This window comes from Nocardia sp. CWNU-33 (assembly GCF_046764895.1).
Lineage (GTDB): Bacteria > Actinomycetota > Actinomycetes > Mycobacteriales > Mycobacteriaceae > Nocardia.
Genome location: NZ_JBKOQN010000031.1, coordinates 31,292 through 54,524, shown reverse-complemented (window position 1 = coordinate 54,524; position 23,233 = coordinate 31,292). Strand labels below are relative to the sequence as shown.

Here is a 23,233-nt window from a genome sequence, read left to right as displayed (position 1 = left end):
ACAACGACCACCCACGACAGCGAGTGGCGCTGCCGCGACCAGCCCGTCAGCGTGCTCACGCAGCCACAGCTCGACAGACTCGATGCACCCGAGCGGACACGTCGAACCACCTCGGGGCGACGGCTTGTCACCCTTCGATCAGCAGAGCGGTTGGCACCCGCTGTCTCAGAGCTTGACCAGCGTCCGGCTGTATTGCGGGATCAGGCGGATCTTTCCGGCAGTGCCGAAATCGATGGTGACGGTGGCCAACGGCCCGAAGCCTTCGGCCGCGACAACTCGGCCGAGGCCGTATTTGTCGTCGGTGACCCGGTCCCCAACGGCAAGTACGAGATTGGCGTTGTTGCGGGTGGCACCGCCGGGTGCGGGGCGGCGCGGGCCGCGGTCACCGCGCACGCCGGGGCGCTGCTCGTTCCAGCCGTCGCCTCGGGTCCAGTCCCGTTCCACGCTGTCGTCGTCACCGCGACGCCGGATGCTGCGCGTCAGCGGTGAACCGCTCGGCTCCAGCCGCTTCCAGTCGATGAGGTGGCTCGGAATCTCCTGCAGGAAGCGAGATTCCGGGTTCGAGACGGGCTGGCCCCAGCCGGAACGGACCACCGCGCGCGACAGGTACAGCCGTTGTCTGGCCCTGGTGATGCCGACGTAGGCGAGGCGGCGTTCCTCGGCGAGCTCGGAGGGATCGCCGAGCGCCCGCATGTGCGGGAACTGGCCGTCCTCCCAGCCTGTCACGAACACGACGGGAAACTCCAGGCCCTTGGCGGTGTGCAGGGTCATCATCGTGACCACGCCCGCGCCCTCGTCGGGGATCTGATCGGTGTCGGCCACCAGCGAGACCCGCTCCAGGAAGGCCGCGAGCGAACCGGGATCCGGTTCACCATCGGCCGCCTCCGGCACCAGGCCCTCCTCGCGGGCCGCGGCGGCGTTGTTGTAGGACTCGGAGCTGAATTCCCGTGCGACGCTGACCAATTCGTTCAGGTTGTCCAGCCGGGCGCCGTCCTGCGGGTCGTCGGACGCCGCCAACTCGGCGCGATAGCCGGTGCGTTCCAGCACCGCATCGACCACACTCCCGACATCCGGGAAGTCGAGGTCGGCCTGCGCGCCCGCCGCCCGAATCTGCTCGAGCAGCTCGAGGAACCCGGCGATCGCGCGCTGGGCGCGGGTGTTCAGCAGTGCGACCTTGCCCTCGGCGGCATCGCGCAGTGCCGCGGCGAAACCGATGTCGCGCTGTTCGGCATGCACGGCCACGCACGCCTCGGCGCGGTCACCGATGCCGCGGCGTGGGGTGTTGAGAATCCGGCGCAGGCTCACCGCGTCGTCGGGGTTCTCCAGTACGCGCAGGTAGGCGACGATGTCGCGCACCTCTTTGCGTTCGTAGAAGCGGACGCCACCGACCACCTTGTACGGCAGACCCATTCGAATGAAGATTTCTTCCAGCGCGCGCGAGTTGTTGTTGGTGCGATAGAAGACCGCGACGTCGCCGTACGTGGCTTCCTTGGCATCCACCAGCCGGTCGATCTCGCGGGCCACGAAGGAGGCTTCGTCGTGCTCGTTGTCGGCGACATAGCCGGTGATCAGATCACCTTCGCCGGAATCGGTCCACAGTCGCTTGTCGCGACGGTTCTCGTTGCGCGAGATCACCGCGTTCGCGGCCGAAAGGATGTGCTGGGTGGACCGGTAATTCTGTTCCAGCAGAATAGTTTCGGCATCCGGGAAGTCGCGTTCGAATTCCTCGATATTGCGGATGGTCGCGCCGCGGAAGGCGTAGATGGACTGGTCCGCGTCACCGACCACGCACAGTTCACTCGGCGCCACCGCGTCCGGCGCCTCGCCGTCGCCGGATTCCGCTGCCTCGGTATGGTGTCCGACCAGCTCACGCACCAGAATGTACTGCGCGTGGTTGGTGTCCTGATACTCGTCGACGAGCACGTGCCGGAAGCGGCGCCGGTAGTACTCCGCGACCTGCGGGTGGTTTTGCAGCAGCGCCACCGTCTCGCCGATCAGGTCGTCGAAATCCATCGCGTTCGCCGCGCGCAGTCGGCGCTGATATTCGGTGTAGACCCTAGCGATGAGACCCGGCAATTCGGTCTCGTCGGATTCGGCGTCGGCCGTTGCCTGCGCGGGCCCGATGAGCTCGTTCTTCAGATTCGAGATGGCGGTCGCGAGTAGCCGCGCCGAGTATTTCTTCACATCGATGTCGAAGTCGCGACTGATCATCGTGAGCAGTCGCCGCGAATCGTCGGCATCGTAGATGGAGAAATTCGAATTCAGCCCGGGCAGCAGGGCCGACTGCATGCGCAGGATGCGTACGCAGCTGGAGTGGAATGTGGAAACCCACATATTGTTGGCACGCGGGCCGACCAGACCGATGACGCGTTCCCGCATCTCCGCAGCAGCCTTGTTGGTGAAGGTGATGGCCAGGACCTGGCCGGGCGTCGCGCCGCGCGCGGCGAGCAGGTAGGCGATGCGCCTGGTCAGCACGGCGGTCTTGCCCGAGCCCGCGCCCGCGACGATCAGCAGCGGCGCGCCGGTGTGCACGACCGCGGCGCGCTGTTGCGGGTTGAGGCCCCCGAGTAGCCGCTCGGCCTCTTCGGCCTTGCGTTGCTCCCTTTCGAGGCGGCGCTGTTCAGGGGACTGCGCCGAATCCACGGCACGACCATCGTCGACCTGCGGTTTCTTGGCTGAGTCCTGGTGCCGAGTCTGCCCGGCCTGCATCTGGGGAGCCACCGTGATGTCCATCGTCCATCAACGCTACCGGCGGCTACCGACAGAGATGAAGTCCCCGTTCCCGTCGATGTCTGTTCGGCGGCGTGTCGGCGAACGATGAGTGAACAGCCGGAGCATGTCCCGGGCGGCAAATCTGTGACGGCGCTCTGAGCAGATTCACAAAATGAAGTGTTTTGCATTGCTTCGGACCCATGGCACACTGGCCACATGGTCTGCGCTCGAGGGATGTATCCGATACGGTTAACAGCCGGATATCGTGATGGCAGACCCTACGCCTGAGCGCCCGTCCGGGGGGACAATGCAACACCCAAACAGGTCTGTTGCACGGTGAAAGAACCGATCGGTAACGAGCCGGGCTCACCCGCCGATCCAGGTTCTGACACGAGGAGATGAATGATGAGCACGCCTGCCACGACGACCGGGTCCGACTCGGCTCTCCCGCACTCCGAGGCGGAGATCGAGAAGCTCCGCAAGGAGATCGACCAGCTCGACGCGGAAATCCTCGCCGCCATCAAGCGCCGAACCGAGATCTCCAGGATTATCGGCCGCACGCGCATGGCTTCCGGCGGAACCCGCCTCGTGCACAGTCGTGAGATGAAGGTGCTCGAGCGCTTCAGTGAACTCGGCCAGGAGGGCCACACCCTCGCGATGCTGCTGCTGCGGCTCGGCCGCGGCCGCCTCGGCCACTGACTGCCTGCCCGCTGGGCTACCGACCCGCCGCGCACGCGGCCCCCACACTCATGCGGCGATCGTAAGACCTCCGCATTCCCAAAGGCCGCCCCGGGTGTTCACCCCCGGGGCGGTCGTTTCGCGTCCGGGACCGGCGCTCAGGTGAGCGCGATGTACTTGGTGGACAAGTACTCTTCGATGCCCTCGATACCGCCCTCTCGGCCGAAGCCAGAGGCCTTCACACCACCGAAGGGCGCGGCGGGGTCGGAGATCACGCCACGATTGACCCCGACCATGCCGCTGTCCAGACCCTCCGCGACGCGCAGCGCTCGATCGAGGTCGCGGGTGTAGACATAGCTGACCAAACCGAATTCGGTGTCGTTGGCGGCGGCGAGCCCCTCGGCCTCGGTCTCGAAACCGACGATCGGGGCGACCGGCCCGAACACCTCCTCGCGCAGGATCCTGGCGTGCGGCGGCACCTCCGTCAGGATGGTCGCGGGGTAGAACCAGCCGGGGCCGCCCGGCGCCTTGCCGCCCAGCTGCACCTGCGCGCCCGCCGACACCGCGTCCTCGACGAGTTCGCTCACGATGTTCAGCTGGTCCTCGCTGATCAGCGGGCCGAGGGTGGTGCCGGGGTCGGTGCCGGGACCGAGCGTGACGGTGCTCGACATGGTCTCGACGAACTTGGTGGTGAACTCCTCGAGCACGCCGCTCTGCACATGGAAGCGGTTGGCCGCGGTGCATGCCTCGCCGCCGTTGCGCAGCTTGGCGAGCATCGCGCCCTGCACGGCCGCATCGATATCGGCATCGTCGAACACCACGAACGGCGCGTTGCCGCCGAGTTCCATCGAGGTACGCAACAGTCCGTGGGCCGACTTCTCGACGAGCTTCTTACCGACCTCGGTCGATCCGGTAAAGGTGAGCTTGCGCAGGCGCGGATCGTCGAGCAGCGGCTGCGTCACCGCGCCGGAACGGCTGGAGGTGATCACCGAGAGCACCCCGTGCGGCAGACCAGCCTCGCTGCACAGCTTCGCGAGCAGCAGCATGGTCAGCGGGGTCGCCGAAGCGGGCTTGACGATCATCGTGCAGCCCGCGGCGAGCGCGGGACCGATCTTGCGAGTCCCCATGGCCAGTGGGAAGTTCCACGGCGTAATCGCCAGACACGGTCCGACCGGCTGCTTGTGCACCATGATCCGGCCGGCGCCGGACGGCGCGTGCAGATAGCGCCCGTGCACGCGCACGGCCTCTTCGCTGAACCAGCGAAAGAACTCGGCGCCATAGCGCACCTCGTTGCGACTCTCCGGCAGCGCCTTACCCATTTCCAAGGTCATCAGCAGCGCGAATTCCTCGGCGCGTGCGGTGATCGCCTCGAACACCGCACGCAGGATCTCGCCACGCTCCCGCGCCGAGGTCGCGGCCCAATCCGCCTGTGCCGCGTCGGCCGCGTCGAGCGCGCGCACCGCATCCGCCGGCGTCGCGTCCGCGACGTGTGTCAACACCTCCCCGGTGGCCGGATTGTGCACCTCGAAAGTGCCGCCTCCGGTGGCATCGACCGGCCCGCCGATCCACAACTGTGTCGGTACTGACTGAAGAAGTTCGCGTTCGGACACCATGTCGCCAGCCTATGCCGACCGCTCGACCGATCGCCGGCGAAATCTCCCGCGACCGAGCGGGTGCCACGGACCCGGCTCCGGTGGCCCAGGGCCCAACACCCGCCCAAGTTTCCGTACCTTCCCTGCGCGGCGGATCGAGGGCTTGTACCCTCGGCGAACGTGAGCAGCGACATCACCGCATCGGTGGCATGGGGGAAACTGCACGATCACCACGGCGCGGTCGCCGAGCGACACCTGCGTGAGTTCTTCGCCGACGATCCGGCCCGTGGCCGTGAGCTGACCGTCCAGGTTGCCGACCTGCACATCGACTACAGCAAGCACCGCGTCACGCGGGAAACCCTGGAGCTGCTGGTCGAATTGGCGCGCGAGGCAGGCATCGTCGAGCGCCGGGACGCAATGTTCCGCGGCGCGCACATCAACACCTCGGAGAACCGGGCGGTCGAGCACATCGCGCTGCGCCTGCCCGCCGGTGAATCACTGATCGTGGACGGCGCCGACGCGGTCGCCGAGGTGCACGAGGTGCTGCGGCGGATGGGCGAATTCACCGACTCGCTGCGCTCGGGCGAATGGCGCGGCGCGACCGGTGAACGGATCACCACGGTGGTCAATATCGGGATCGGCGGGTCGGATCTCGGACCCGAGATGGTCCATCGCGCGCTGCGCCACTACGCCGACGCCGGGATCGGCGCACGCTTCGTGTCGAATGTCGACCCCGCGGACTTGGTCGCGAAACTCGACGGCCTCGACCCGGCGACCACGGTGTTCATTGTTGCGTCCAAGACGTTCTCGACACTGGAGACCTTGACCAATGCCACCGCCGCGCGGCGCTGGCTGGTGGCGGCACTCGGCACGGACGCCGTCGCCAAGCACTTCGTCGCGGTGTCGACGAACGCCGAGCGGGTCGCCGAATTCGGCATCGACACCGCGAACATGTTCGGGTTCTGGGACTGGGTCGGCGGACGCTACTCGGTGGATTCCGCCATCGGCCTTTCGGTGATGGCGACGATCGGCAAGGAACGCTTCGGCGAGTTCCTCGCCGGCATGCACGCCGTCGACCAGCATTTCGCGACCGCCCCGCTCGCGGCGAACGGTCCGGTGCTGCTCGGCCTGCTCGGTGTCTGGTACTCGAACTTCTTTGGCGCGGAATCCCGTGCGGTGCTGCCTTATTCGAACGATCTCGCGCGCTTTCCCGCCTACTTGCAGCAGCTGACCATGGAGTCCAATGGCAAGTCGGTGCGCGCCGACGGCACGCCGGTGACCACCTCGACCGGGGAAATCTTCTGGGGCGAACCGGGTACCAACGGCCAGCACGCCTTCTATCAGCTGCTGCACCAGGGCACCCGCCTGATCCCTGCGGACTTCATCGGATTCGCCCGTCCCACCGATGATCTACCCACCCGCGACGGCACCGGCAGCGTGCACGACATCCTGATGAGCAACCTGTTCGCCCAGACCAAGGTGCTCGCCTTCGGCAAGACCGCCGAGGAGATCGCCGCCGAAGGCACCGACCCGAAGGTGGTGCCGCACAAGGTGATGCCGGGCAACCGGCCGAGCACCAGCATCCTCGCCCCGCAACTGACGCCGTCGGTGGTCGGCCAGCTGATCGCCCTGTACGAACATCAGGTCTTCGTCGAGGGCACCATCTGGGGCATCGACAGCTTCGACCAGTGGGGCGTCGAACTGGGCAAACAGCAGGCCCTCGCGGTGGCGCCACTGCTCACCTCCCCGGAAGAGCCCGAGCCCCAAGGGGATTCCTCCACCGACGCGTTGATCCGCTGGTATCGCGCCAACCGCTGACGGACGTCGCTGAGCGTGCTGCCTCGGAAACGTCTGTCATGCCGGGTGTTTCGCACGCCTGCGGCCTCCAGGCCGGCGGGTAATGCTGGTGTCGCCGTGTTGCGTGTCGGGTGCGCGAGCCCGGAGATTCGCCGAGACTGCTCTCATCGGTCCAAGATTGCCGTCGAGCCGCAGCACTTGCCGAGCCGTTTCGACCCGGACGAATGTCCGGGTATCGAGACCTCAGGCATCCGCGGTGTAGTAGCGGCCCTCGCGCTGACGGAGCACCAGATCGGCGCGCTGCCTCGTGCCCGCGATCAGGTCGGCATTGGGCAGATCGCTGTCGCGCACCTTGATTCGGGCGGCGTCGGCGCTGCGGCCGCCGCGAATATGGCGGCGTATCAGGCGTTGTGCGATCACGTCCCGATCGACGTCCAGGTACCAGACTTCGTCGAGCAGCGGGCGCACCCGGCACCACGAGCTGGATTCGCGATCGTCCAAGAGCAGGTAGTTGCCCTCGGTGATGGCGATCTCGTGCCCGTCGAAGACGACGCCGGCCTGCGTCGGCTCCTCGATGGCACGGTCGAAAGTCGGCCATGGCACCGGCTCGCCGATCGGGGTATCGCGCAGGCGGCGCAACGTGTCGAGGTAGCCGTTGACATCGAAGGTATGCGGTTCGCCCTTGCGCTCGACATCGCCCGTCGCGCGCAACGCCGCGTTCGGCAAATGGAAGCCGTCCATCGGCGCAATCTCGGCGATCGGCACGCCCGCTCGAATGTTCAGCTCGTCCCGGATGGACTTGGACAGCGTGGACTTGCCCGCCCCCGGCGGCCCCGCGATACCGAGCACATACCGGCGGGCGCACGCCGCCGCCCTTATCCGCAGGTGCTCGACGAGCGAGCGCACAGGCATTTCGACGGTAGTCCGCGTCATCGGAGCCACAGTACTCAGACTGCGCACCGCTGCCGCGAATTTGCCCCCGTGGCCGGCGAAGTCGGCTATCGGAGTCGCTGCCGCACCTCGGCGGACAGCTCGGCCGCGCCATCGCGCAGCGCCTCGGTGAACATGCGACGCGGCTCGGTGGCTCCGGCATCGGATCGATAGACGACGGCCGTGCCGCGCACCGCCGCGGGATGGTCGATGCGGACGAGCGCGATCGTCGGCGGAAGCACCGGCACCGCGATGCCGGGCACCACGGTGATGCCCATACCCGCCGCGACCAGACCGAGCTTGGCAAACCAGTCGCGTGCGACGAAGGCGATGTCGGGCTCCCAGGTGGCGTCGCCGAACACACCGAGCAAGGTGCTGTTCAACTCGGTGCTGCCCGCGATCCAGCGCTCGCTGCGCAACTCCACCGGTGTCACGCTGACACGGTCCGCGAGAGCGTGGCCCGGCCCGACCGCGATGAGCAGCGGATCGTCGAGCAGCGATTCGAGCATGAGGTCGCCGGGCAGGTTCGGCGTTGCGGTCACCACGGCCAGATCCAGCCGACCCCGGGCGACGGCGGCAAGCAGCCGCGGGCTGGTCCCCTCACGCAGCGGCACCCGGGCCAGTCGGGTGGACGTGGCAGCAATGGCCCTTGGCACCAGCGCCGCCATTGCAGTCGAGAACGCGCCGACACGAAGCAGCCCCGGCGGACGCGCGATGAGCTCCTCGAGGTCGTGTCGGGCCGCGCCGATCCCGGCGAGCACCGTTTCCGCGTGCCGAAGGATGATCCGCCCCGCATCCGTCGGTCGGACCCCGCGGGCGTGTCGTTCGAACAACTTGTTGCCCGCCGCCTGCTCCATCAGGGCGATCTGCCTGGACACCGCCGACTGCGTGTAGCCGAGATTCTCGGCGGCGGTCGAGAACGATCGGCATCGGCCCGCCTCACGAACCACACGCAAGCCGACAATCGTGAATTCACCCATGCGATCTACTCATACCAAATATGCGAGACTCTCGCTTGTCGCATGTCGAGGAACTGCATACCGTCGAATCCATGAGCGCAGCCGAAAACAAGAAACTGATCGAGCACATCTTCGACCAGATGACACAGGGCAATACGCGAGCGATGAGCGATGCAATGGCCGACGATTTCCGCTGGACTTTTCCGGGGAACTGGTCGTGGTCCGGCAGCTGGGAGCCGAAAACCATTGTGCTGAAAGAACTTCTGCGCCCACTCATGGTGCAGTTCACCGAATACCGGAGCACAGCAGACTTCATCATCGCCGAAGACGACCTGGTCGTGGCACAGGTCCGCGGCCACGCGATCACAATTAGCGGCGAGCCGTACGAACAGACCTATTGCATGATCTTCCGACTCGCGAACGGACAGCTCACCGAACTGATCGAGCACTGCGACACCGCACTGGTCGAACGCGTACTCGAACCGCCCGCGGGCGGCCGTCGTCAACAAGTGTGAACTTCCCATGGGCGGCAAGGGCGGACCCCGCGTACATCGATCACTTTTCCTAAACTCGGGCGGATGGCACAGCGAACTCCCTGGCAAGCAGGCAAAAATCCACCCGGGCAGGTCGACCCGCCCAACCCGTCTGCGCGCGGCGCACCACGACGTCGAGTCGAGGTCCGGAGCACGATGGCCGCACTCCGACCGCATCTGGCGCGGCTCCGCGGAAATTGGGGTTACCTGGCCGCCGCAGCCGGAAGCCTAATTCTTTTCTTCACACTGTTCCAACCGTGGGTAAACGCTTCCGGGCTCGACGGCAGAGTCAAAGCAACCCCCTTCGGGAAATGGCAAATATCCAGCTCCCTCGTTGCCCTGTGGTCGGGAGCACCACCGCCTCAGGCAAAAATCAATGGCACCTGGGCCGTCCTGGCCTGTGTCGCCATCGCCGTCACCTTGTTCGCCGTAGTTGTCAATCTTCGGGCTCGCACCACGGCACTGTCGCATTTGGCCGCAGGCTCTTCGGTGGCCACGGCATTATTCATCGTCTTCGCCCTTGTCCACATGAACGGCAAAGCACCCGAATTGCGGGCCATGCTCGGATACGGACGCCCGACAGATCTGGGCAGCCAGATCGGCCTGCTGATGCGCTGGGCCTCCGGCAACGGCAACTACCCGGTGCCCGGTCTCCGCAAAGTTTCGATAACCACCGCCGGTCTCACCGCTTGGGCTTGGTTCGCTGCCGCGATCGCGGTGATGTCGGCCGTCGCGGCCATCGCCCAGTGGGTCCGCAACCGCCCGGCCGGACCCATCCAGATACCACTGCAGATACCACTGCGCATGCCAATAGTCATCACGCGGCCATCTTCGGCACCTGCACCTGCACCTGCCCCTGCACCCGACTCCACACCCGCACCCACTCCAGCGCCCACACCCGACCCACCCAAGTAACACGGAAAATCTCGACCGCATGGTGACCCCCGGCCGGACGGATGCGTCCGACCGATCCGAGCTTCCCACCGGCGGTGGGTTCGGGCTGAACTACAACATGGGATGACTCCTAAACTTGGACCGATGGTGCAGCCGACGCCCTGGCAAGCGGGCAAAACTCCACAGGCGCAGGCTGTTTCGCCCAGCCGAGCAGCAAGCGGCGCGTCACGACGTCAGGTCGACATCGCGAACGCGCTTGCCACGCTCCGACCGCTACTTGCCGCGCTCCGACCGGTACTTGTCTTGTGCCGAGGCCATTGGGGCTATCTGGGCGCCGCGATCGGCGGCGTCATCACGCTGTACGCGCTGTTCCAGCCATGGATCAACGCTTCCTCGACCGACGGCAAGATCAAAGCCACCCCGTTCGGGAAATTCGAAATATCCAGCTCGCTCGTGGCCCTGTGGGCGGGATCGCCACCGCCTGCCGCGAAGATCAACGGCACCTGGGCTGTTCTCGCGTGCATCACCATCGCCGTTATCGTCGTCGCCGCAGTCATCAATCTGCGGGCGCAGACTCGAGCGCTTTCGACTTTGGTGATGGGTTCTTCGATAGCCCTGACTCTTTTCGTCATCTTCGCCTTGGTCCACATCAACAACAAAGCTCCCGACGTGCGGAACATGGTCGGAAACGGCCCCACGCGGGATCTGGGTAGCCAGGTCGGCATGATAGTGCGCTGGGCCTCCGGCAACAGCGGTTACGCACTGCCCGGCGTCCGCAGGTACACCTGGACCACCGCCGGTCTCACCTCTTGGGCCTGGTTCGCCGGCGCGATGGCGGTGGTTTCAGCCGTGGCCGCAATCGCCCAGTGGGTACGCAATCGCCCGGCCGGACCCATCCAGATACCGCTGCGCATGCCCATCGTCATTACGCGGCCATCGTCTGGCCCGGACCCGGCACAGCCTGCTCCTGCGCCGCAGCAACCATCGGCTTCCCCGCAGCCTGCTCCCGAGCCGCAGCAACCAGCACCGGCCTCTCAGCAGGCGACTACCGAAACCGCCTCCCAGCAGACACCACCCGACCCGGCCACCAAACGGCCGTCGCCCGACCCCGATCAAACCAACTGACCCAGTCGAGATTTCGACCACGCCTCAGCACAGCCCTGTTCGAACGAGTACACGATGTGCTGACGGCGACGCTGGTCGAGCAGGTACTCGACCAGCGCGGCGCCGATCAGACGAAGGCGCGTTCGATGATGGCGCCGGTGTCGACGCCTGTCGGCAGGGTGCCGAAGGCGATGCCCCAGTCCTCGCCCAATCGGGTGGCGCAGAAGGCATCCGCGACGGCGGGGTGGCCGTGGCGGACCAGTTGTGCGCCCTGCAGGACGAGCGCCATGAGTTCGATAATGCGGCGTGCGCGGTATTCGATATCGCTGAGGTCGGAGAGTTCCTTGCCGACGCGGGTGATGGCGTCGTCGAGACGGGGGTTCGCACCCCGGGCCAGCGAGACCTCGTTGAAGTACGCCTCGACGGTCTCGGGCTGACGACCCATGGCACGCAACGCGTCCAGGGCGGCGACATTGCCGGAGCCCTCCCAGATCGACATCAGCGGAGCCTCGCGGTAGAGGCGCGGCATCCCCGATTCTTCGGCATAGCCGTTGCCGCCGAAGCATTCCAATGCCTCGGCCGCGTGCGAAGGCGCGCGCTTGCACACCCAGTACTTGGTGACCGCCAAGGCGATTCGGCGCAGCGCCGCCTCGGCCGGATCCTGGCCTGCCCGATCGGTGGCGCCCGCCAGGCGCATCATCACCGTGGTCGCGGCGTCGGATTCGATCACCAGGTCGGCGAGCACATTGCGCATCGCGGGCTGATCGATCAGCTTCTTGCCGAAGACATCCCGGTGCCGTGCGTGGTGCACCGCGTACACCGCACCGATGCGCATGCCGGTCGACGAGCCGATCACACAGTCGAGGCGGGTCATATTGACCATCTCGATGATGGTCTTGACCCCGGCCCCCTCCGCGCCGACCAGCCAGCCGGTGGCGTTCTCGTATTCGATCTCCGAGGAGGCGTTGGACTTGTTGCCGAGCTTGTCCTTGAGTCGTTGGATCCGAATCGGATTGCGGGTGTCGTCGGGCAGCACCCTGGGCAGCAGGAAGCAGGACAGGCCGCCGGGCGCCTGCGCCAGCGTGAGGAACATGTCCGACATGGGCGCGGAGGTGAACCATTTGTGTCCGACGAGCCGGTAGCTGCCGTCGGGCTGCGGAGTCGCGGTGGTGGTGTTGGCGCGGACGTCGGAGCCGCCCTGCTTTTCGGTCATCGACATGCCCGCGATGAGTCCGGCCTTGGTCGACGGCTCACGAAGGCCGAAGTCGTAGGTCCTGGAACCGAGCAGCGGTTCGTATTTCGCCGCGAGCTCCGCATTGTGGCGCAGCGCAGGTACCACCGCGTAGGTCATCGAGATCGGGCACATGTGGCCCGCGTCGGCGACACCCCAGGTGTAGAACTTGGCCGCACGGGCGGTATGAGCGCCGGGCCGGTCGTCGAGCCAGGGTGAGCCGTGCAGTCCGTGCGAGACCGCGACATTCATCAGGTCGTGCCAGTGCGGGTGGAATTCGACCTCGTCGATGCGATTGCCGTAGCGGTCGTGGGTGTGCAGCACCGGCGGATACTCGTTGGCCAGCCGGCCCCACTCCTGCGCCGCGAAACCACCCGCGAGCCTGCCGAGTTCACGCACCTCCTGCTCGGCCCAGCCCGCCCCCTCACGGTGCAGGCCCTCCAGCAGCGCCGGGTTCTGCGAGACGTCGAAGGGCACGATGTTCGGAACCTGGTTGAAGACTTCATGCGTCGGCATCGGACAACTCCTGTTTCTCTCGAGCGCCCTGGGCGCTCTGATCATCGCGCACGCCTAGCGCGCGCATCGCGAAGGCAACGAGTTCGGGGACAACGGATTCGCCGTGTGGTGCGTGGGCCAGCGGACCGACGAGCACCTCACCGATCGCACCGACCAATGCGGCGGCGCTGGTTCGCGCGTCCTGTGCGGGCAGTTCCCCGCGCGAGACACCCTCGGTGATAGCCGATTCGAAGGCCTCGGCGAAAGCGCGCCGGAAGTGCAGGCGCTCGTTGTCGACAGCCGCATCGACCGGTTCGACGAGCAGTACGTAGGCGAGCTTCGGGTTCTTCAGCGCACGCCCCGCGAAGGTTTCCACCGCGGCGGTGACGCGTTCGACCGCGGAGGCTGCGGTGTCGGCATCCGCGATCCGTTCCGCGGCCGCGGCGGTGACGGCGGCGACCTCACGGGCGACCACCTTCCGGAACACCGCACTCACCAGTTCGGACTTGCCTTCGAAATGCTTGTACACCGTCCCGGTCGCCACTGCGGCCTCGTTCGCGACCGCCACCATGGACAGCCCGGCAAAGCCCGCTCTGGAGAGGACCTTCGTCGCGGCCTGCACGATCAGCGCGGCCTGCGCATCGAGGCGGGCCTGCACGGCAGGGGTTCTGCGGTACACCACGCAAGAAGTGAAACACAGATTCATTTCTTGGCGCAAGGACTGTTTCCAGGCTGTTGTACGTCGTATGGTCGTGTACGTGACTGACCAAGCCAGCGGTCCCGCCGTCCGTGTCGAACACTCCGGACCCGTGACCACCGTCATCCTGCATCGCCCCGCCGCGCGCAATGCCGTCGACGGCCCGACCGCCGCCGCGCTCGCCGACGCGTTCCGCGCTTTCGACGCCGATCCCATCGCGTCGGTCGCGGTGCTATGGGGTGATGGCGGCACCTTCTGCGCGGGCGCGGACCTCAAAGCGCTCGGCACCGAGAACTCCAACCGGCCGATCGAAGACGGCGACGGCCCCATGGGCCCCACCCGCATGAAGCTGTCCAAGCCCGTGATCGCCGCCGTCTCCGGTTACGCGGTGGCAGGCGGCCTCGAGCTCGCGCTCTGGTGCGATCTGCGAATCGCCGAGCAGGACAGCACCTTCGGCGTATTCTGCCGCCGCTGGGGCGTGCCACTGATCGACGGCGGCACCGTGCGGCTACCGCGCATCATCGGGACAGGGCGTGCGATGGATCTGGTGCTCACCGGCCGCGCGGTGGGCGCACCCGAGGCCTTGCAGATGGGCCTGGTGAATCGCGTGGTGCCGACCGGTGATGCGCGCCGGGCCGCCGAGGAGGTCGCCGCCCAACTGGCCGCGCTGCCGCAAACCTGCCTGCGCTCCGATCGGATGTCGATGCTCGAACAGGACGGCCTCGACGAGGAAGCCGCGATCCGCAATGAGTTTCGGCACGGCATGACCGCCCTCGCCGACGGGGCTCTGGAGGGCGCCCAGAGATTCGCCGCTGGCGCAGGCCGACACGGCGCACGCGCCTGACCCGGATGGGCCGAACCAGCGCACGGAATCGACGTGACGACGGAAATCGCCCCGGCAACACCGACCGCCACGACGGCACCGACTGCCCCGGCGGCAGCAACCGCCACGACGACAATCGACTCGATGACGCCGACCGATTCGACCCCACGGATCGGCTCGGCAGCAGCCGCCGACTGAGCGTCGTCGACGAAATCTTCCTGCGCACTCATCGCGGCCTCGGCACCCCGATCGCCCTACAGGGTCTGTGGCGCACGGCCGACCGCATCGACCCACAGCTGCTCCAGGAGGTCCACACCGCCTTGTGCACAGGGCCGTTGGGCCGCCGCGTGATCCGCCCGCGCGTACCCGGCGCCCGCCGATCCTGGCGACCCAACACCAGGGCCCACCCGCTCGACAGCACCACCGAGCCGATCTCCACCGAAACACTGCTCGACTGGGCCGACAGCCGAGGCGCCGACCTCGACCCCGAGTTCGGCCCCGGGTGGCGACTGTCGGCCGTGGCGCTCGACGACGGCGGAACCCTTGTCTCCCTGACCTGTTCACACGCCATCGCCGACGGCCGCGCACTCGTTCTCGCCGTCGACGAAGCCCTGCGCAGCCGGGCCGCAAGGCATCCCCCTGCATCCGACGGCGGCTCCGGCACGAGCTCGACAGCACCGCAATCACCTCGAGCCGGCGCTACCGGCGCCGTCGACTACACGCCGAGCGGATCGGACCCGATCGATTCGGCGAACCTCGCCAATCGATCGACTAATTCCATTGCCTCGAAATCGGATTGGGCCGATGCGCTGCGACAGTGGTCGATCGTGTTGCGCGGCACTGCCCGCGCATTTCGCAATGGCATTCCAGTACGCCCCAGGACAGCCCCAGCCGACCGTACCCGCGCCGGTTCCAGCATTGCACCGACGCACAGCGCGATCATGCAGTGCGCGGTATCCGACTGGGACCAGGCGGCCGCCGCGCAGGGCGGTACCGCCAACAGCCTGTTCATCTGGCTGGTCGCGAACATACTGTGGGCCACTGGATTCCCCCACGCGACGATCGACGCCAGCCTCCCCGTCGACACTCGAGACGAACCCCGTGTCGACAACGATCTCGCGATGACGGAGATCACCATCGACCGCGCCGATACCCTCGCGACGATTCGCGAGAAGTCCCGCATCGCCTACGAGCGTCGCATGTCCAGCCCCGGCGGCATGCCCGAGGAACTGCTACAGGTGATTCCCGACCGCTGGGCCTACGCGCTGTCCAAGGGCGCCGGTGAACGAGACATCCTGTGCTCCAACATCGGAACCCTCCCCGCGTCCCTGCGCACCCTCGGCCCACACCACTGCACCGGCGTCGCCGCCCGCGCCATCCACCCCGGCCTCACCGCGAACCTGCTCCCCAGCACCCGCCTATCCGGCTACCTGTGCCGCATTGCCGACGACTACGTCTTGTCCCTGGTCGGCCTCGACTCCACCCGCATCGAATCCACCTCAGCGTTAAGGGATCTCGTTCGCACGACAGCAGCAGATCGGCATTTGCCGCTCACCATGTGGTGACGAGCCGATCTATCCGACGCCCGGCGCGTCCGGCGGCGCAAGCGGCGCCGCGCACTCGTCGTCGTTCCGTGGGTAGTCGAGGCTGGATGAGGGTAGTTTTCGAGGCCGTCAGGCGCACAAATTGCGTGCGGTGAATCGCTTGGCGAATGCACAATGACCGGACGGTCCGCAGCTCCGCGGATCGCCCTAGTCTTCGTCGACTACCGGCGAAGCTGTGACCGGCTCCCGGAAACGAATGCCGTCCATTACCAGCGAGATCAGCTGTTCGGCTTGCTCGCCGCCGTCCAACTCTCGCTCGGTGACGAAGGCGATCGCGTTGACGAGTTTGAGTAGTTGCGCCGCCGTGATATCAGGGCGCACGGCTCGGGACTGCCGAGCTCGGGTGAGCAGTGCTGTCGCGGCGGCGAATATCGTTTCGCGGCACCACGACATATCCGATCCCTCGTTGTGCAGGGCGGCCGTCAGTGCGGCAACCAGCCCACGTGAGGTACTTCCGTGGGCAGCGACAGCCCGCAACCAGGTGGCCAGTGCCTCGCCCGGTGCTTGCGCGGCAAGCAGCTCCCTGGCCTCTTCCGAGAGTGCCTCGATCTGGTCGCGGTGAACAGCTTCCAGCAGTGCCTGCCGTGTCGGGAAGTGCCGGTAGAGCGTCGCGTTTCCGACTTCGGCACGCCGGGCGATGTCGTCGAGAGACGCGTCGATGCCGTGTTCGGCGAACGCGGTCCTGGCGGCGACAAGCAGCTGTTCGTAGTTACGCCGCGCGTCGGCGCGCATCGGACGCTGGGCGAGAGCGTCCTGGCCCTTCGGTTTCGTCACGAGTCTCTCTCGGTTTGCCAAACGGGGATAGTCCCCATATCGTAGCAGCGAGAAAACGGGGACACTCCCCGATTGACTGTGGTGGGCCACGATGGAGGAAGACATGCCTGCAGAACACCCGATTCTCGTAACGGGCGCCACCGGATGGCAGGGCGGCGCCGCGGCGCGACACTTGCTCGCGAATGGCTGGCGGGTCCGGGTGCTCGTCCGCACGCCGGGCAGCCAAGCGGCTCAGGCACTAGCCGAGGCCGGTGCCGAACTCGCGCCGGGCGACATGGACTCCCGCACCTCGCTCGATGCCGCGATGCGGGACGCTTACGGAGTCTTCAGCGTCCAGCCGACCCAGGGCTATCCCGGCACCCCAACCGAATTCACCATCGATGACGAAATCCGACTGGGCGTCAACGTGGCCGACGCAGCGAAAGCCGCTGGGGTTCAACACTTTATCTACGCCTCCGTCGGCGGCGCGGACCGCAAGACCGGCATTCGACGATGGGAGAGCAAGCGGCAAGTCGAGCGGCACATCGACAACCTCGGCCTGCCGGCAACGATCCTGCGCCCGGTCAGGTTCATGGAGAACCAAGCCGACCCGCAACTCGGCGTGCGAGACAGCACCCTCGCCGATGTATTCCTCCCTGAAGTTCCCGTGCAGCTCATCGCCGTGAGCGATATCGGCGCCTTCGCCGCACTGGCCTTCGGCAACCCGCACGAATACCTAGGTAAGGCAATCGAATTGGCGGGCGACGAACTGACCATGCCACAGATAGTCGACGCGATCACCAATGTCACCGGACACCCCGTCACCTACCGTCACATCCCACGAGAAGCACTCGAAGGACGAGACCCCGACGCGATCGCGGGTTACATCGTCGCCAACGAAAAAGGCGGCTGGCAGGCCGACATCCCCGCCCTACGAAAACTGCACCCCACACTCATGACCTTCGACACCTGGCTCACCAAGGAAGGCAAAGCGAAATTCGACACACTCCTGCGCAACCAGCCCTGAGCCGCGGGGCGAGGTGTAATCAGGATGCCGTGACGGCGTCCGCCCGGTCGAGCACATCCCGCGGCACCTCGATGCCGGGCTCGAGATCCGCCGAAGGCACCGGCGTATCCCACGCCTGACGCACGGGCAGCACGCCCGCCCACACACCGCCGGCCTCGATGTCCTCGGGATCGTCGTTCGGGCCACCGGTCCTGACCTTCACCGACGCCTCGGTGAGATCGAGCGCGAGCACCTTGGTTGCGGCCAGTTCCTTTTTGTTGGGCTTGCGGACCCGATCCCATGCGCCGGGTGCGGAGTGCTCGATCACTATGCGCAGCGCGTGCATCCGCGCTTCGGGGTCGGTCACCTCCACGGCGCGGCCGCGCACCACTGCCGAGCGATAGTTCATCGAGAAGTGCATGGCCGAGCGCGCGTAGATGAGGCCGTCGACGAGGGTGACGGCGATGGAGATATCGCCGTCGAGTGCGGCGCGCAGGTTGCCTGCACCGGTAGAGCCGTGCAAGTAGAGCGTGTCGCCGGCACGCCCGTAGACGGTGGGGATCACCACAGGAGAGCCGCCGAGCACCACACCGAGATGGCAGACCAGTCCGGCGTCGAGGACCGCGTCCAGGTCGGCCCTTTCGGTCCTGGCTCGCTCCTTTGCGCGGGTCGGCGTGCTGCGCGGAGTCGGAGAGAGCGGAGGCCGGGCAGTGATCGACTTGGTCATAGCACTATCCTGAAGCGGAAAGTGGCATTCCGAAATAGCCAATTCAAGGAAAAATCAACAGTCCAATTCTGGAGGGCCCAGTGCTCGACGAGCTCCCGCTCGTGCTCGATCGGGATGCCGCGCAGCCGCTGTCCGCGCAGGTCGCAGCAGGTTTGCGGGCCGCGGCGAGCACCGGAGTGCTGCGGACCGACGACAGGCTGCCTTCCTCGCGGTCGCTCGCGCAGCGGCTCGGAGTGAGCCGCACGGTCGTCGCCGCGGCCTATGACCAGCTGCACGCCGAGGGCTGGATCGCAGGCAAGCGCGGATCGGGTACCTACCTGACCACCGCCCCCGTCGCGAGTCCTACCCGGCCGAGCGCCTTATCCGGATCGACGGACAACCCGGAGCTTCTCGACCTCGGCCCCGGCGCACCCTGCGTCGAAGCCATCCACCAGCCGGCCTGGCGACGGGCCTGGCGGGCCGCCTCCGATATCGCCCCGATGGTCCGCAAGGACCGCGGCGGTGAGCCGGAGTTCCGGTCGACGATCGCCGAACACCTACTGCGGCACCGCGGTCTCGGCGCGAACAGCGACACCGTCGTGCTCGCCACTGCCGGAACCAGTTCGGCGGTCAGCGAACTCGCCGCCGCGCTGCTGCGACCCGGCGATGCGATCGCGATGGAGGACCCCGGCTATCAACGCGCCGCGGGCGCGTTCCTGGCCGCGGGGGTCCGGGTACTGCCCGTCCCCGTCGATGCCGAGGGACTGCGGGTCGAGCTGCTGCCGCCCGGCATCAAAGCGGTGTATTGCACACCGGCACACCAGTTTCCGATCGGCTCGCGCATGCCGGCGGCACGCCGGGTTCAGCTCGTCGAATTCGCCCGACAAGCAGGCGTGCCCATCATCGAGGACGACTACGACGGCGAGCTGCGCTACGACACAGCGCCTTTGCCGTTGCTCGCGGCAATGGCACCGGACGTGGTGGTACACCTGGGCACCACGAGCAAGATCTTGTCACCGAGTCTGGGAACCGGCTGGTTGGTCGCAATGCCGGAGATCGCCGACGCGGTGCTCGCGCACCGGGAGCTGACCGGCACCGGGCCGAGTCCCGCGGGCCAGCAAGTGCTCGTCGAATTCGCCAGGCACGGCGACCTGGCGCGACACCTGCGCAGGCTGCGCCGTGCCCTGCCGCCGCGCCGGGCACTGGTGGTCGATGAGCTGCGCAGGCGGGGTCTCGAGGTGGTCGGCGACGACGCAGGTTCGCATGTCGTGGTGCCGCTGACATCGGCGGCGGCCGAGCAACAGGCCATCGCCGAGGGCCGGGCGCGCGGCATCGCCCTCGACGGATTGGCCCGCCACCACATCGGCGCCCAACGGTCCTTCGGCGTCGCCCTCGGTTACACCGCGCTCAGCTGGGCCGACCTGGAGATCGCCATTCCGTTGGCCGGAGATTGCCTGGCCCGGTCGTAGCATGGTCTCCATGACCGAACAGGACATCCTGGCGCGTATCAAAAATTTGGTCGACCGCGAGCACGATCTGCGGTCCAGAGCGACGGCCGGTGAGGTCGATCCGATCACCGAGCGGCAGCAACTCGCGGAGCTCGAAGTCATGCTCGATCAGGCCTGGGATCTGCTGCGGCACCGGCGGGCGCGCATCGATCAGGGCGGCTCGCCCGACGATGCACAGGTCAATTCGGCCCGTCAGGTCGAGGGCTATCTGCAGTGACCGCGGGGCCGGAGACCACCGAATACGACGTCATCGTGATCGGTGGTGGGCCTGCCGGGGAGAACGCGGCCGCCTACGCCATCGCGGGTAGCGAGCGCACCGCAGCCATCGTGGAGCGCGAACTGGTCGGTGGCGAATGTTCATATTGGGCCTGTATGCCGAGCAAGGCGCTGTTGCGACCCGTGCACCTGTTGGCGAGCGCCCACGCAATGGCCGGAATCTCCGCGAGCGGCCTCGACGTCGAAGCGGTATTGCGCAGACGAGACAGCTTCACCCACAACCACGATGACAGCTCGCAGGTGCAGTGGGCCACCGACAACCGGATCGACGTGATCCGCAGCAGCGGCCGCCTGGCCGGTGCACGGCTCGTCGAGGTCGAGGGCCGCACGCTGCGCGCCAGGCACGCCGTGGTGCTGGCTACCGGAACCACCGCCAGCGTTCCGGACATTCCCGGCCTGCGCGAGGCACTCCCGTGGACCTCCCGGGATGCCACCAACCTGCACGAAGTCCCCCGGCGGGTGGTGATCGTCGGCGGCGGTGTCGTCGCCTGTGAGGCCGCGACCTGGCTGGCCGGTCTCGGTGCCGAGGAGGTCACGCTGCTGGTGCGCGGGAATTCACTACTCGGCAATGCCGAACCGTTCGCACGGGAGCGCGTGGCCGCCGGATTGGCCGACGCGGGTGTCCGGGTCCGCTTCCGGACCCAGCCCGCGCAGGTGGAGCGCGCGGACGCGAAGGACACCGGCGAGGGGCGCATCCACGGCGGCCCGGTGACGGTGCGGTTGCGCGGCGATGACGTGGATCCGGATAGTGCCCGGATCGAGGCCGACGAGATCATCGTGGCCGCCGGGCGCGGACCGGCCACCGAAGCACTCGGCCTGGCCGCGGTCGGATTGCCCGATGGCCCGGTCGAGGTGGACGACCAGCTGACCGCGCGCGGTGTCGAAGGCGACTGGCTGTACGCGGTGGGCGATGTGAACGGGCGCGTCGCATTGACACACATGGGCAAATACCAGGCCAGAGTGTGTGGGGATGTCATTGCCGCACGGGCGGAGGGCCGGAAGCTTTCCGATGCGCGGTTCGCCGCGACCGCCGATCACCAGCAGGTACCGCAGGTCGTATTCACCGCACCCGAGGTCGCCTCGGTCGGACTCACCGAGGCGGCGGCGCGCACAGCTGGGTATTCGGTGCAGACCGTGGAGATCGACATCGCCGTCGCCGGTTCGTCATTGGCGCGCGACGACTATTCCGGGCGCGCCAAGCTGGTGATCGACGCCGCCGCCGACACCGTGCTCGGTGCGACCTTCGTCGGCCCCGAGGTCGGCGAGCTCATCCACGCGGCGACCGTTGCCGTGGTCGGCAAGGTACCGCTGGCAACACTGTGGCACGCAGTGCCTTCCTATCCGACGGTAAGCGAGCTCTGGCTACGTCTGTTGGAAGCACGTCGAACGTAGTTACCATCGGTAGATGGCAGATATCATGACCGCCGACGGAGTTGTCCGCGGTCACCGCGGCCGTCGTGTGGTGCGCTGGCGATCCCTTCCATACGCGGCAGCTCCGGTGGGAGACCTGCGCTTTCGTGCACCGCAACCGGTAGTCCCGTGGACCGGCGTCCGGGAGGCGACGCGATTCGGTTCGGCCGCGATGCAGCACAGGTCCGGTGCGCGGATCGGGCCGCGCCGCTACCAGCCGACCAGCGAAGATTCGTTGACACTCAATGTCGTTGCACCGGCCGAGCACTCGTCGACACCACGTCCGGTGCTGGTGTTCATCCACGGCGGTGGCTATGTGATCGGCACGTCGGCGCTGAGCCTGTATTCGGGCGCGCGGCTGGCGGTGCGCGGCGATGTCGTCGTGGTGTCGCTGAACTACCGACTCGGCGCGTTCGGCTATGTCGACTTCGGCGAATTCAGCACGCCGGAGCGGCCTTTCGATGCCAACCTCGGGTTGCGCGATCAAGTCGCCGCATTGGCATGGGTGCAGCGCAATATCGCGGCATTCGGGGGCGATCCCGGCAATGTCACCATCTTCGGTGAATCCGCGGGCGCACACGCGGTGCTCTCGCTGCTGGCGACACCCGCGGCCGAGGGGTTGTTCCACCGTGGCATCGCACAGAGCCCACCCGCCGATTGGGCGATGAGTTCCGATGATGCCCGTGCCTTCGCCCGCCGCTGCGTCGAAGCTCTCGGTGCCACTGCGGAAAACGCGGTCGACGCGCTGATCGCGGCCGACGCGAACGACATTCGCCGCGCGGTCGACCGGAGCAGCGGGCGGGTGCTGCGCGAACACCCCGGCCTGTTCCCCATCGCACCGACAGTCGACGGCGCCTATCTACCGAAGGCTCCGATCGAGGCGATCACCGACGGCACCGCACACCGGGTGCCGCTCATCATCGGCACCAATCGCGAGGAAGGCACCCTGTTCGCGAGGTTCGCCGATGAACTGCCCACCGACCCCGACCGACTGCACCGGCTGCTGTCGCGGGCGGGCGACGAAGCAGAATCCCGGGTCACCGCCGCGTATCCCGGCTATCCCGCACCGAAGGTCGCGGTGCGCATGGGTGGCGACTACGTCTTCTGGCGGCCCTCGATCACCGCGATGGAAGGCCACAGCCGCCACGCACCCACGTATGCCTACCGCTACGATTTCGCCCCGCGCGCATTCCATCTCGCGGGCGTCGGCGCGACCCACGCGACCGACTTGATCCCGGTATTCGGCGCGGTCGACTCGCCCTTCGGGCGGGCCATCACCGCAGCGGGCGGGCGCCGTGGCCTGCGCGCCGTGACCCGCCAGTTCCAGGACAACTGGCTGTCCTTCGCCCGCAACGGCGTACCCCTGCCGTCGTGGCCCGCCTACACCGAGGACCGCCGCACCACCTTGATCATCGATGATCCGACCCGGCTGGAAAACGACCCGGACTCAGCGAAACGCAGTGCCTGGCAAGGCATCGGGGTGCCGACGCTGACGTGAGGTCCGAACCGGACCGGTCGCGAGCGA

General features: G+C 67.1%; 20 protein-coding genes. 12 read left to right on the top strand and 8 right to left on the bottom strand.

The genetic code is table 11. The annotated features are described in order from the left end of the window. Window positions 1-165: 165 nt before the first annotated feature. Window positions 166-2,733, bottom strand: coding sequence for a UvrD-helicase domain-containing protein (locus tag ACLMAL_RS30805; RefSeq protein ID WP_412002285.1), 2,568 nt, complete (start codon window positions 2,731-2,733; stop codon window positions 166-168). A 384-nt stretch (window positions 2,734-3,117) separates the two neighbouring features. Between ACLMAL_RS30805 and ACLMAL_RS30800 the strand changes: the two genes are divergently transcribed. Beyond that, complete coding sequence (locus ACLMAL_RS30800; RefSeq protein WP_328413435.1) at window positions 3,118-3,411, top strand: chorismate mutase; 294 nt, start codon at window positions 3,118-3,120, stop codon at window positions 3,409-3,411. Between the two features lie 137 nt (window positions 3,412-3,548). Here the strand turns inward: ACLMAL_RS30800 and ACLMAL_RS30795 are convergent, their stop codons facing one another. Continuing rightward, the gene (locus tag ACLMAL_RS30795) at window positions 3,549-5,003 is read right to left on the bottom strand and encodes an NAD-dependent succinate-semialdehyde dehydrogenase (protein WP_406233369.1); all 1,455 of its coding nucleotides are present in this window, start codon (window positions 5,001-5,003) and stop codon (window positions 3,549-3,551) included. A 159-nt stretch (window positions 5,004-5,162) separates the two neighbouring features. Between ACLMAL_RS30795 and pgi the strand changes: the two genes are divergently transcribed. Then, complete coding sequence (gene pgi, locus ACLMAL_RS30790; RefSeq protein WP_412002284.1) at window positions 5,163-6,800, top strand: glucose-6-phosphate isomerase; 1,638 nt, start codon at window positions 5,163-5,165, stop codon at window positions 6,798-6,800. Between the two features lie 222 nt (window positions 6,801-7,022). On the opposite strand, the gene ACLMAL_RS30785 is transcribed toward pgi, so the two are convergent. Together ACLMAL_RS30785 and ACLMAL_RS30780 are read right to left on the bottom strand one after the other, a co-directional pair. Beyond that, window positions 7,023-7,712 (bottom strand): nucleoside/nucleotide kinase family protein, encoded by a 690-nt coding sequence (locus ACLMAL_RS30785; RefSeq protein ID WP_412002283.1) that lies wholly within the window; start codon window positions 7,710-7,712, stop codon window positions 7,023-7,025. A gap of 65 nt (window positions 7,713-7,777) precedes the next feature. Further along, the gene (locus tag ACLMAL_RS30780) at window positions 7,778-8,689 is read right to left on the bottom strand and encodes a LysR family transcriptional regulator (protein ID WP_412002282.1); all 912 of its coding nucleotides are present in this window, start codon (window positions 8,687-8,689) and stop codon (window positions 7,778-7,780) included. A 71-nt stretch (window positions 8,690-8,760) separates the two neighbouring features. On the opposite strand from ACLMAL_RS30780, the gene ACLMAL_RS30775 reads away from it, so the two are divergent. The 3 genes from ACLMAL_RS30775 (at window position 8,761) to ACLMAL_RS30765 (ending at window position 11,220) form a co-directional block, all read left to right on the top strand. Continuing rightward, a complete protein-coding gene (locus ACLMAL_RS30775; RefSeq protein ID WP_412002281.1) occupies window positions 8,761-9,183 on the top strand; it encodes a nuclear transport factor 2 family protein in 423 nt (140 codons plus the stop codon). 63 nt (window positions 9,184-9,246) lie between these two features. After that, the gene (locus tag ACLMAL_RS30770) at window positions 9,247-10,116 is read left to right on the top strand and encodes a hypothetical protein (RefSeq protein ID WP_412002280.1); all 870 of its coding nucleotides are present in this window, start codon (window positions 9,247-9,249) and stop codon (window positions 10,114-10,116) included. Between the two features lie 123 nt (window positions 10,117-10,239). Continuing rightward, window positions 10,240-11,220, top strand: coding sequence for a hypothetical protein (locus tag ACLMAL_RS30765; protein WP_412002279.1), 981 nt, complete (start codon window positions 10,240-10,242; stop codon window positions 11,218-11,220). 106 nt (window positions 11,221-11,326) lie between these two features. Here the strand turns inward: ACLMAL_RS30765 and ACLMAL_RS30760 are convergent, their stop codons facing one another. Both ACLMAL_RS30760 and ACLMAL_RS30755 read right to left on the bottom strand, forming a co-directional pair. After that, window positions 11,327-12,946: an acyl-CoA dehydrogenase family protein gene (locus ACLMAL_RS30760; protein WP_412002278.1), complete on the bottom strand. Its 1,620-nt coding sequence runs from the start codon at window positions 12,944-12,946 to the stop codon at window positions 11,327-11,329. Then, window positions 12,933-13,607, bottom strand: a complete 675-nt coding sequence (locus tag ACLMAL_RS30755) for a TetR/AcrR family transcriptional regulator (protein WP_412002277.1) — start codon at window positions 13,605-13,607, stop codon at window positions 12,933-12,935. The genes ACLMAL_RS30760 and ACLMAL_RS30755 overlap by 14 nt, the downstream gene beginning before the upstream one ends. A gap of 76 nt (window positions 13,608-13,683) precedes the next feature. On the opposite strand from ACLMAL_RS30755, the gene ACLMAL_RS30750 reads away from it, so the two are divergent. Together ACLMAL_RS30750 and ACLMAL_RS30745 are read left to right on the top strand one after the other, a co-directional pair. Next, window positions 13,684-14,466 (top strand): crotonase/enoyl-CoA hydratase family protein, encoded by a 783-nt coding sequence (locus ACLMAL_RS30750; RefSeq protein WP_328406386.1) that lies wholly within the window; start codon window positions 13,684-13,686, stop codon window positions 14,464-14,466. Between the two features lie 5 nt (window positions 14,467-14,471). Continuing rightward, window positions 14,472-16,010, top strand: coding sequence for a hypothetical protein (locus ACLMAL_RS30745; protein WP_412002276.1), 1,539 nt, complete (start codon window positions 14,472-14,474; stop codon window positions 16,008-16,010). Window positions 16,011-16,196: 186 nt separating this feature from the next. Here ACLMAL_RS30745 and ACLMAL_RS30740 read toward each other — a convergent pair whose 3' ends face one another. After that, window positions 16,197-16,823 carry a TetR/AcrR family transcriptional regulator gene (locus tag ACLMAL_RS30740; RefSeq protein ID WP_412002275.1) on the bottom strand — a complete coding sequence of 209 codons (627 nt, stop codon included), beginning with the start codon at window positions 16,821-16,823 and terminating at the stop codon, window positions 16,197-16,199. A gap of 103 nt (window positions 16,824-16,926) precedes the next feature. On the opposite strand from ACLMAL_RS30740, the gene ACLMAL_RS30735 reads away from it, so the two are divergent. Further along, a complete protein-coding gene (locus tag ACLMAL_RS30735; RefSeq protein WP_412002274.1) occupies window positions 16,927-17,829 on the top strand; it encodes an NmrA/HSCARG family protein in 903 nt (300 codons plus the stop codon). A 19-nt stretch (window positions 17,830-17,848) separates the two neighbouring features. On the opposite strand, the gene ACLMAL_RS30730 is transcribed toward ACLMAL_RS30735, so the two are convergent. Beyond that, window positions 17,849-18,535, bottom strand: coding sequence for a pyridoxamine 5'-phosphate oxidase family protein (locus tag ACLMAL_RS30730; RefSeq protein ID WP_412002273.1), 687 nt, complete (start codon window positions 18,533-18,535; stop codon window positions 17,849-17,851). 80 nt (window positions 18,536-18,615) lie between these two features. Here ACLMAL_RS30730 and ACLMAL_RS30725 point away from each other — a divergent pair, with 80 nt between their 5' ends. Genes ACLMAL_RS30725 through ACLMAL_RS30710 form a run of 4 tightly spaced genes read left to right on the top strand, consistent with a single transcriptional unit; the run spans window position 18,616 to window position 23,206 of the window. Continuing rightward, window positions 18,616-19,983, top strand: a complete 1,368-nt coding sequence (locus tag ACLMAL_RS30725; RefSeq protein ID WP_412002272.1) for a PLP-dependent aminotransferase family protein — start codon at window positions 18,616-18,618, stop codon at window positions 19,981-19,983. Window positions 19,984-19,993: 10 nt separating this feature from the next. Then, on the top strand, window positions 19,994-20,239 hold the full coding sequence (locus ACLMAL_RS30720) for a DUF2630 family protein (RefSeq protein ID WP_328406398.1): 246 nt from the start codon (window positions 19,994-19,996) through the stop codon (window positions 20,237-20,239). After that, a complete protein-coding gene (locus tag ACLMAL_RS30715; protein ID WP_412002271.1) occupies window positions 20,236-21,690 on the top strand; it encodes a dihydrolipoyl dehydrogenase family protein in 1,455 nt (484 codons plus the stop codon). Before ACLMAL_RS30720 ends, ACLMAL_RS30715 begins: the two co-directional genes overlap by 4 nt. Window positions 21,691-21,703: 13 nt before the next feature. Then, the gene (locus ACLMAL_RS30710; RefSeq protein WP_412002270.1) at window positions 21,704-23,206 is read left to right on the top strand and encodes a carboxylesterase/lipase family protein; all 1,503 of its coding nucleotides are present in this window, start codon (window positions 21,704-21,706) and stop codon (window positions 23,204-23,206) included. The last annotated feature ends 27 nt before the right edge of the window (window positions 23,207-23,233 follow it).

Excerpts from the sequence above, each read along its gene's own strand:
- ACLMAL_RS30805 (WP_412002285.1), bottom strand. The coding sequence starts at position 2,733 with ATGGACATCACGGTGGCTCCCCAGATGCAGGCCGGGCAGACTCGGCAC.
- ACLMAL_RS30800 (WP_328413435.1), top strand. The coding sequence starts at position 3,118 with ATGAGCACGCCTGCCACGACGACCGGGTCCGACTCGGCTCTCCCGCAC.
- ACLMAL_RS30795 (WP_406233369.1), bottom strand. The coding sequence starts at position 5,003 with ATGGTGTCCGAACGCGAACTTCTTCAGTCAGTACCGACACAGTTGTGG.
- ACLMAL_RS30785 (WP_412002283.1), bottom strand. The coding sequence starts at position 7,712 with ATGACGCGGACTACCGTCGAAATGCCTGTGCGCTCGCTCGTCGAGCAC.
- ACLMAL_RS30780 (WP_412002282.1), bottom strand. The coding sequence starts at position 8,689 with ATGGGTGAATTCACGATTGTCGGCTTGCGTGTGGTTCGTGAGGCGGGC.
- ACLMAL_RS30775 (WP_412002281.1), top strand. The coding sequence starts at position 8,761 with ATGAGCGCAGCCGAAAACAAGAAACTGATCGAGCACATCTTCGACCAG.
- ACLMAL_RS30770 (WP_412002280.1), top strand. The coding sequence starts at position 9,247 with ATGGCACAGCGAACTCCCTGGCAAGCAGGCAAAAATCCACCCGGGCAG.
- ACLMAL_RS30765 (WP_412002279.1), top strand. The coding sequence starts at position 10,240 with ATGGTGCAGCCGACGCCCTGGCAAGCGGGCAAAACTCCACAGGCGCAG.
- ACLMAL_RS30760 (WP_412002278.1), bottom strand. The coding sequence starts at position 12,946 with ATGCCGACGCATGAAGTCTTCAACCAGGTTCCGAACATCGTGCCCTTC.
- ACLMAL_RS30745 (WP_412002276.1), top strand. The coding sequence starts at position 14,472 with ATGGGCCGAACCAGCGCACGGAATCGACGTGACGACGGAAATCGCCCC.
- ACLMAL_RS30735 (WP_412002274.1), top strand. The coding sequence starts at position 16,927 with ATGCCTGCAGAACACCCGATTCTCGTAACGGGCGCCACCGGATGGCAG.
- ACLMAL_RS30730 (WP_412002273.1), bottom strand. The coding sequence starts at position 18,535 with ATGACCAAGTCGATCACTGCCCGGCCTCCGCTCTCTCCGACTCCGCGC.
- ACLMAL_RS30720 (WP_328406398.1), top strand. The coding sequence starts at position 19,994 with ATGACCGAACAGGACATCCTGGCGCGTATCAAAAATTTGGTCGACCGC.
- ACLMAL_RS30710 (WP_412002270.1), top strand. The coding sequence starts at position 21,704 with ATGGCAGATATCATGACCGCCGACGGAGTTGTCCGCGGTCACCGCGGC.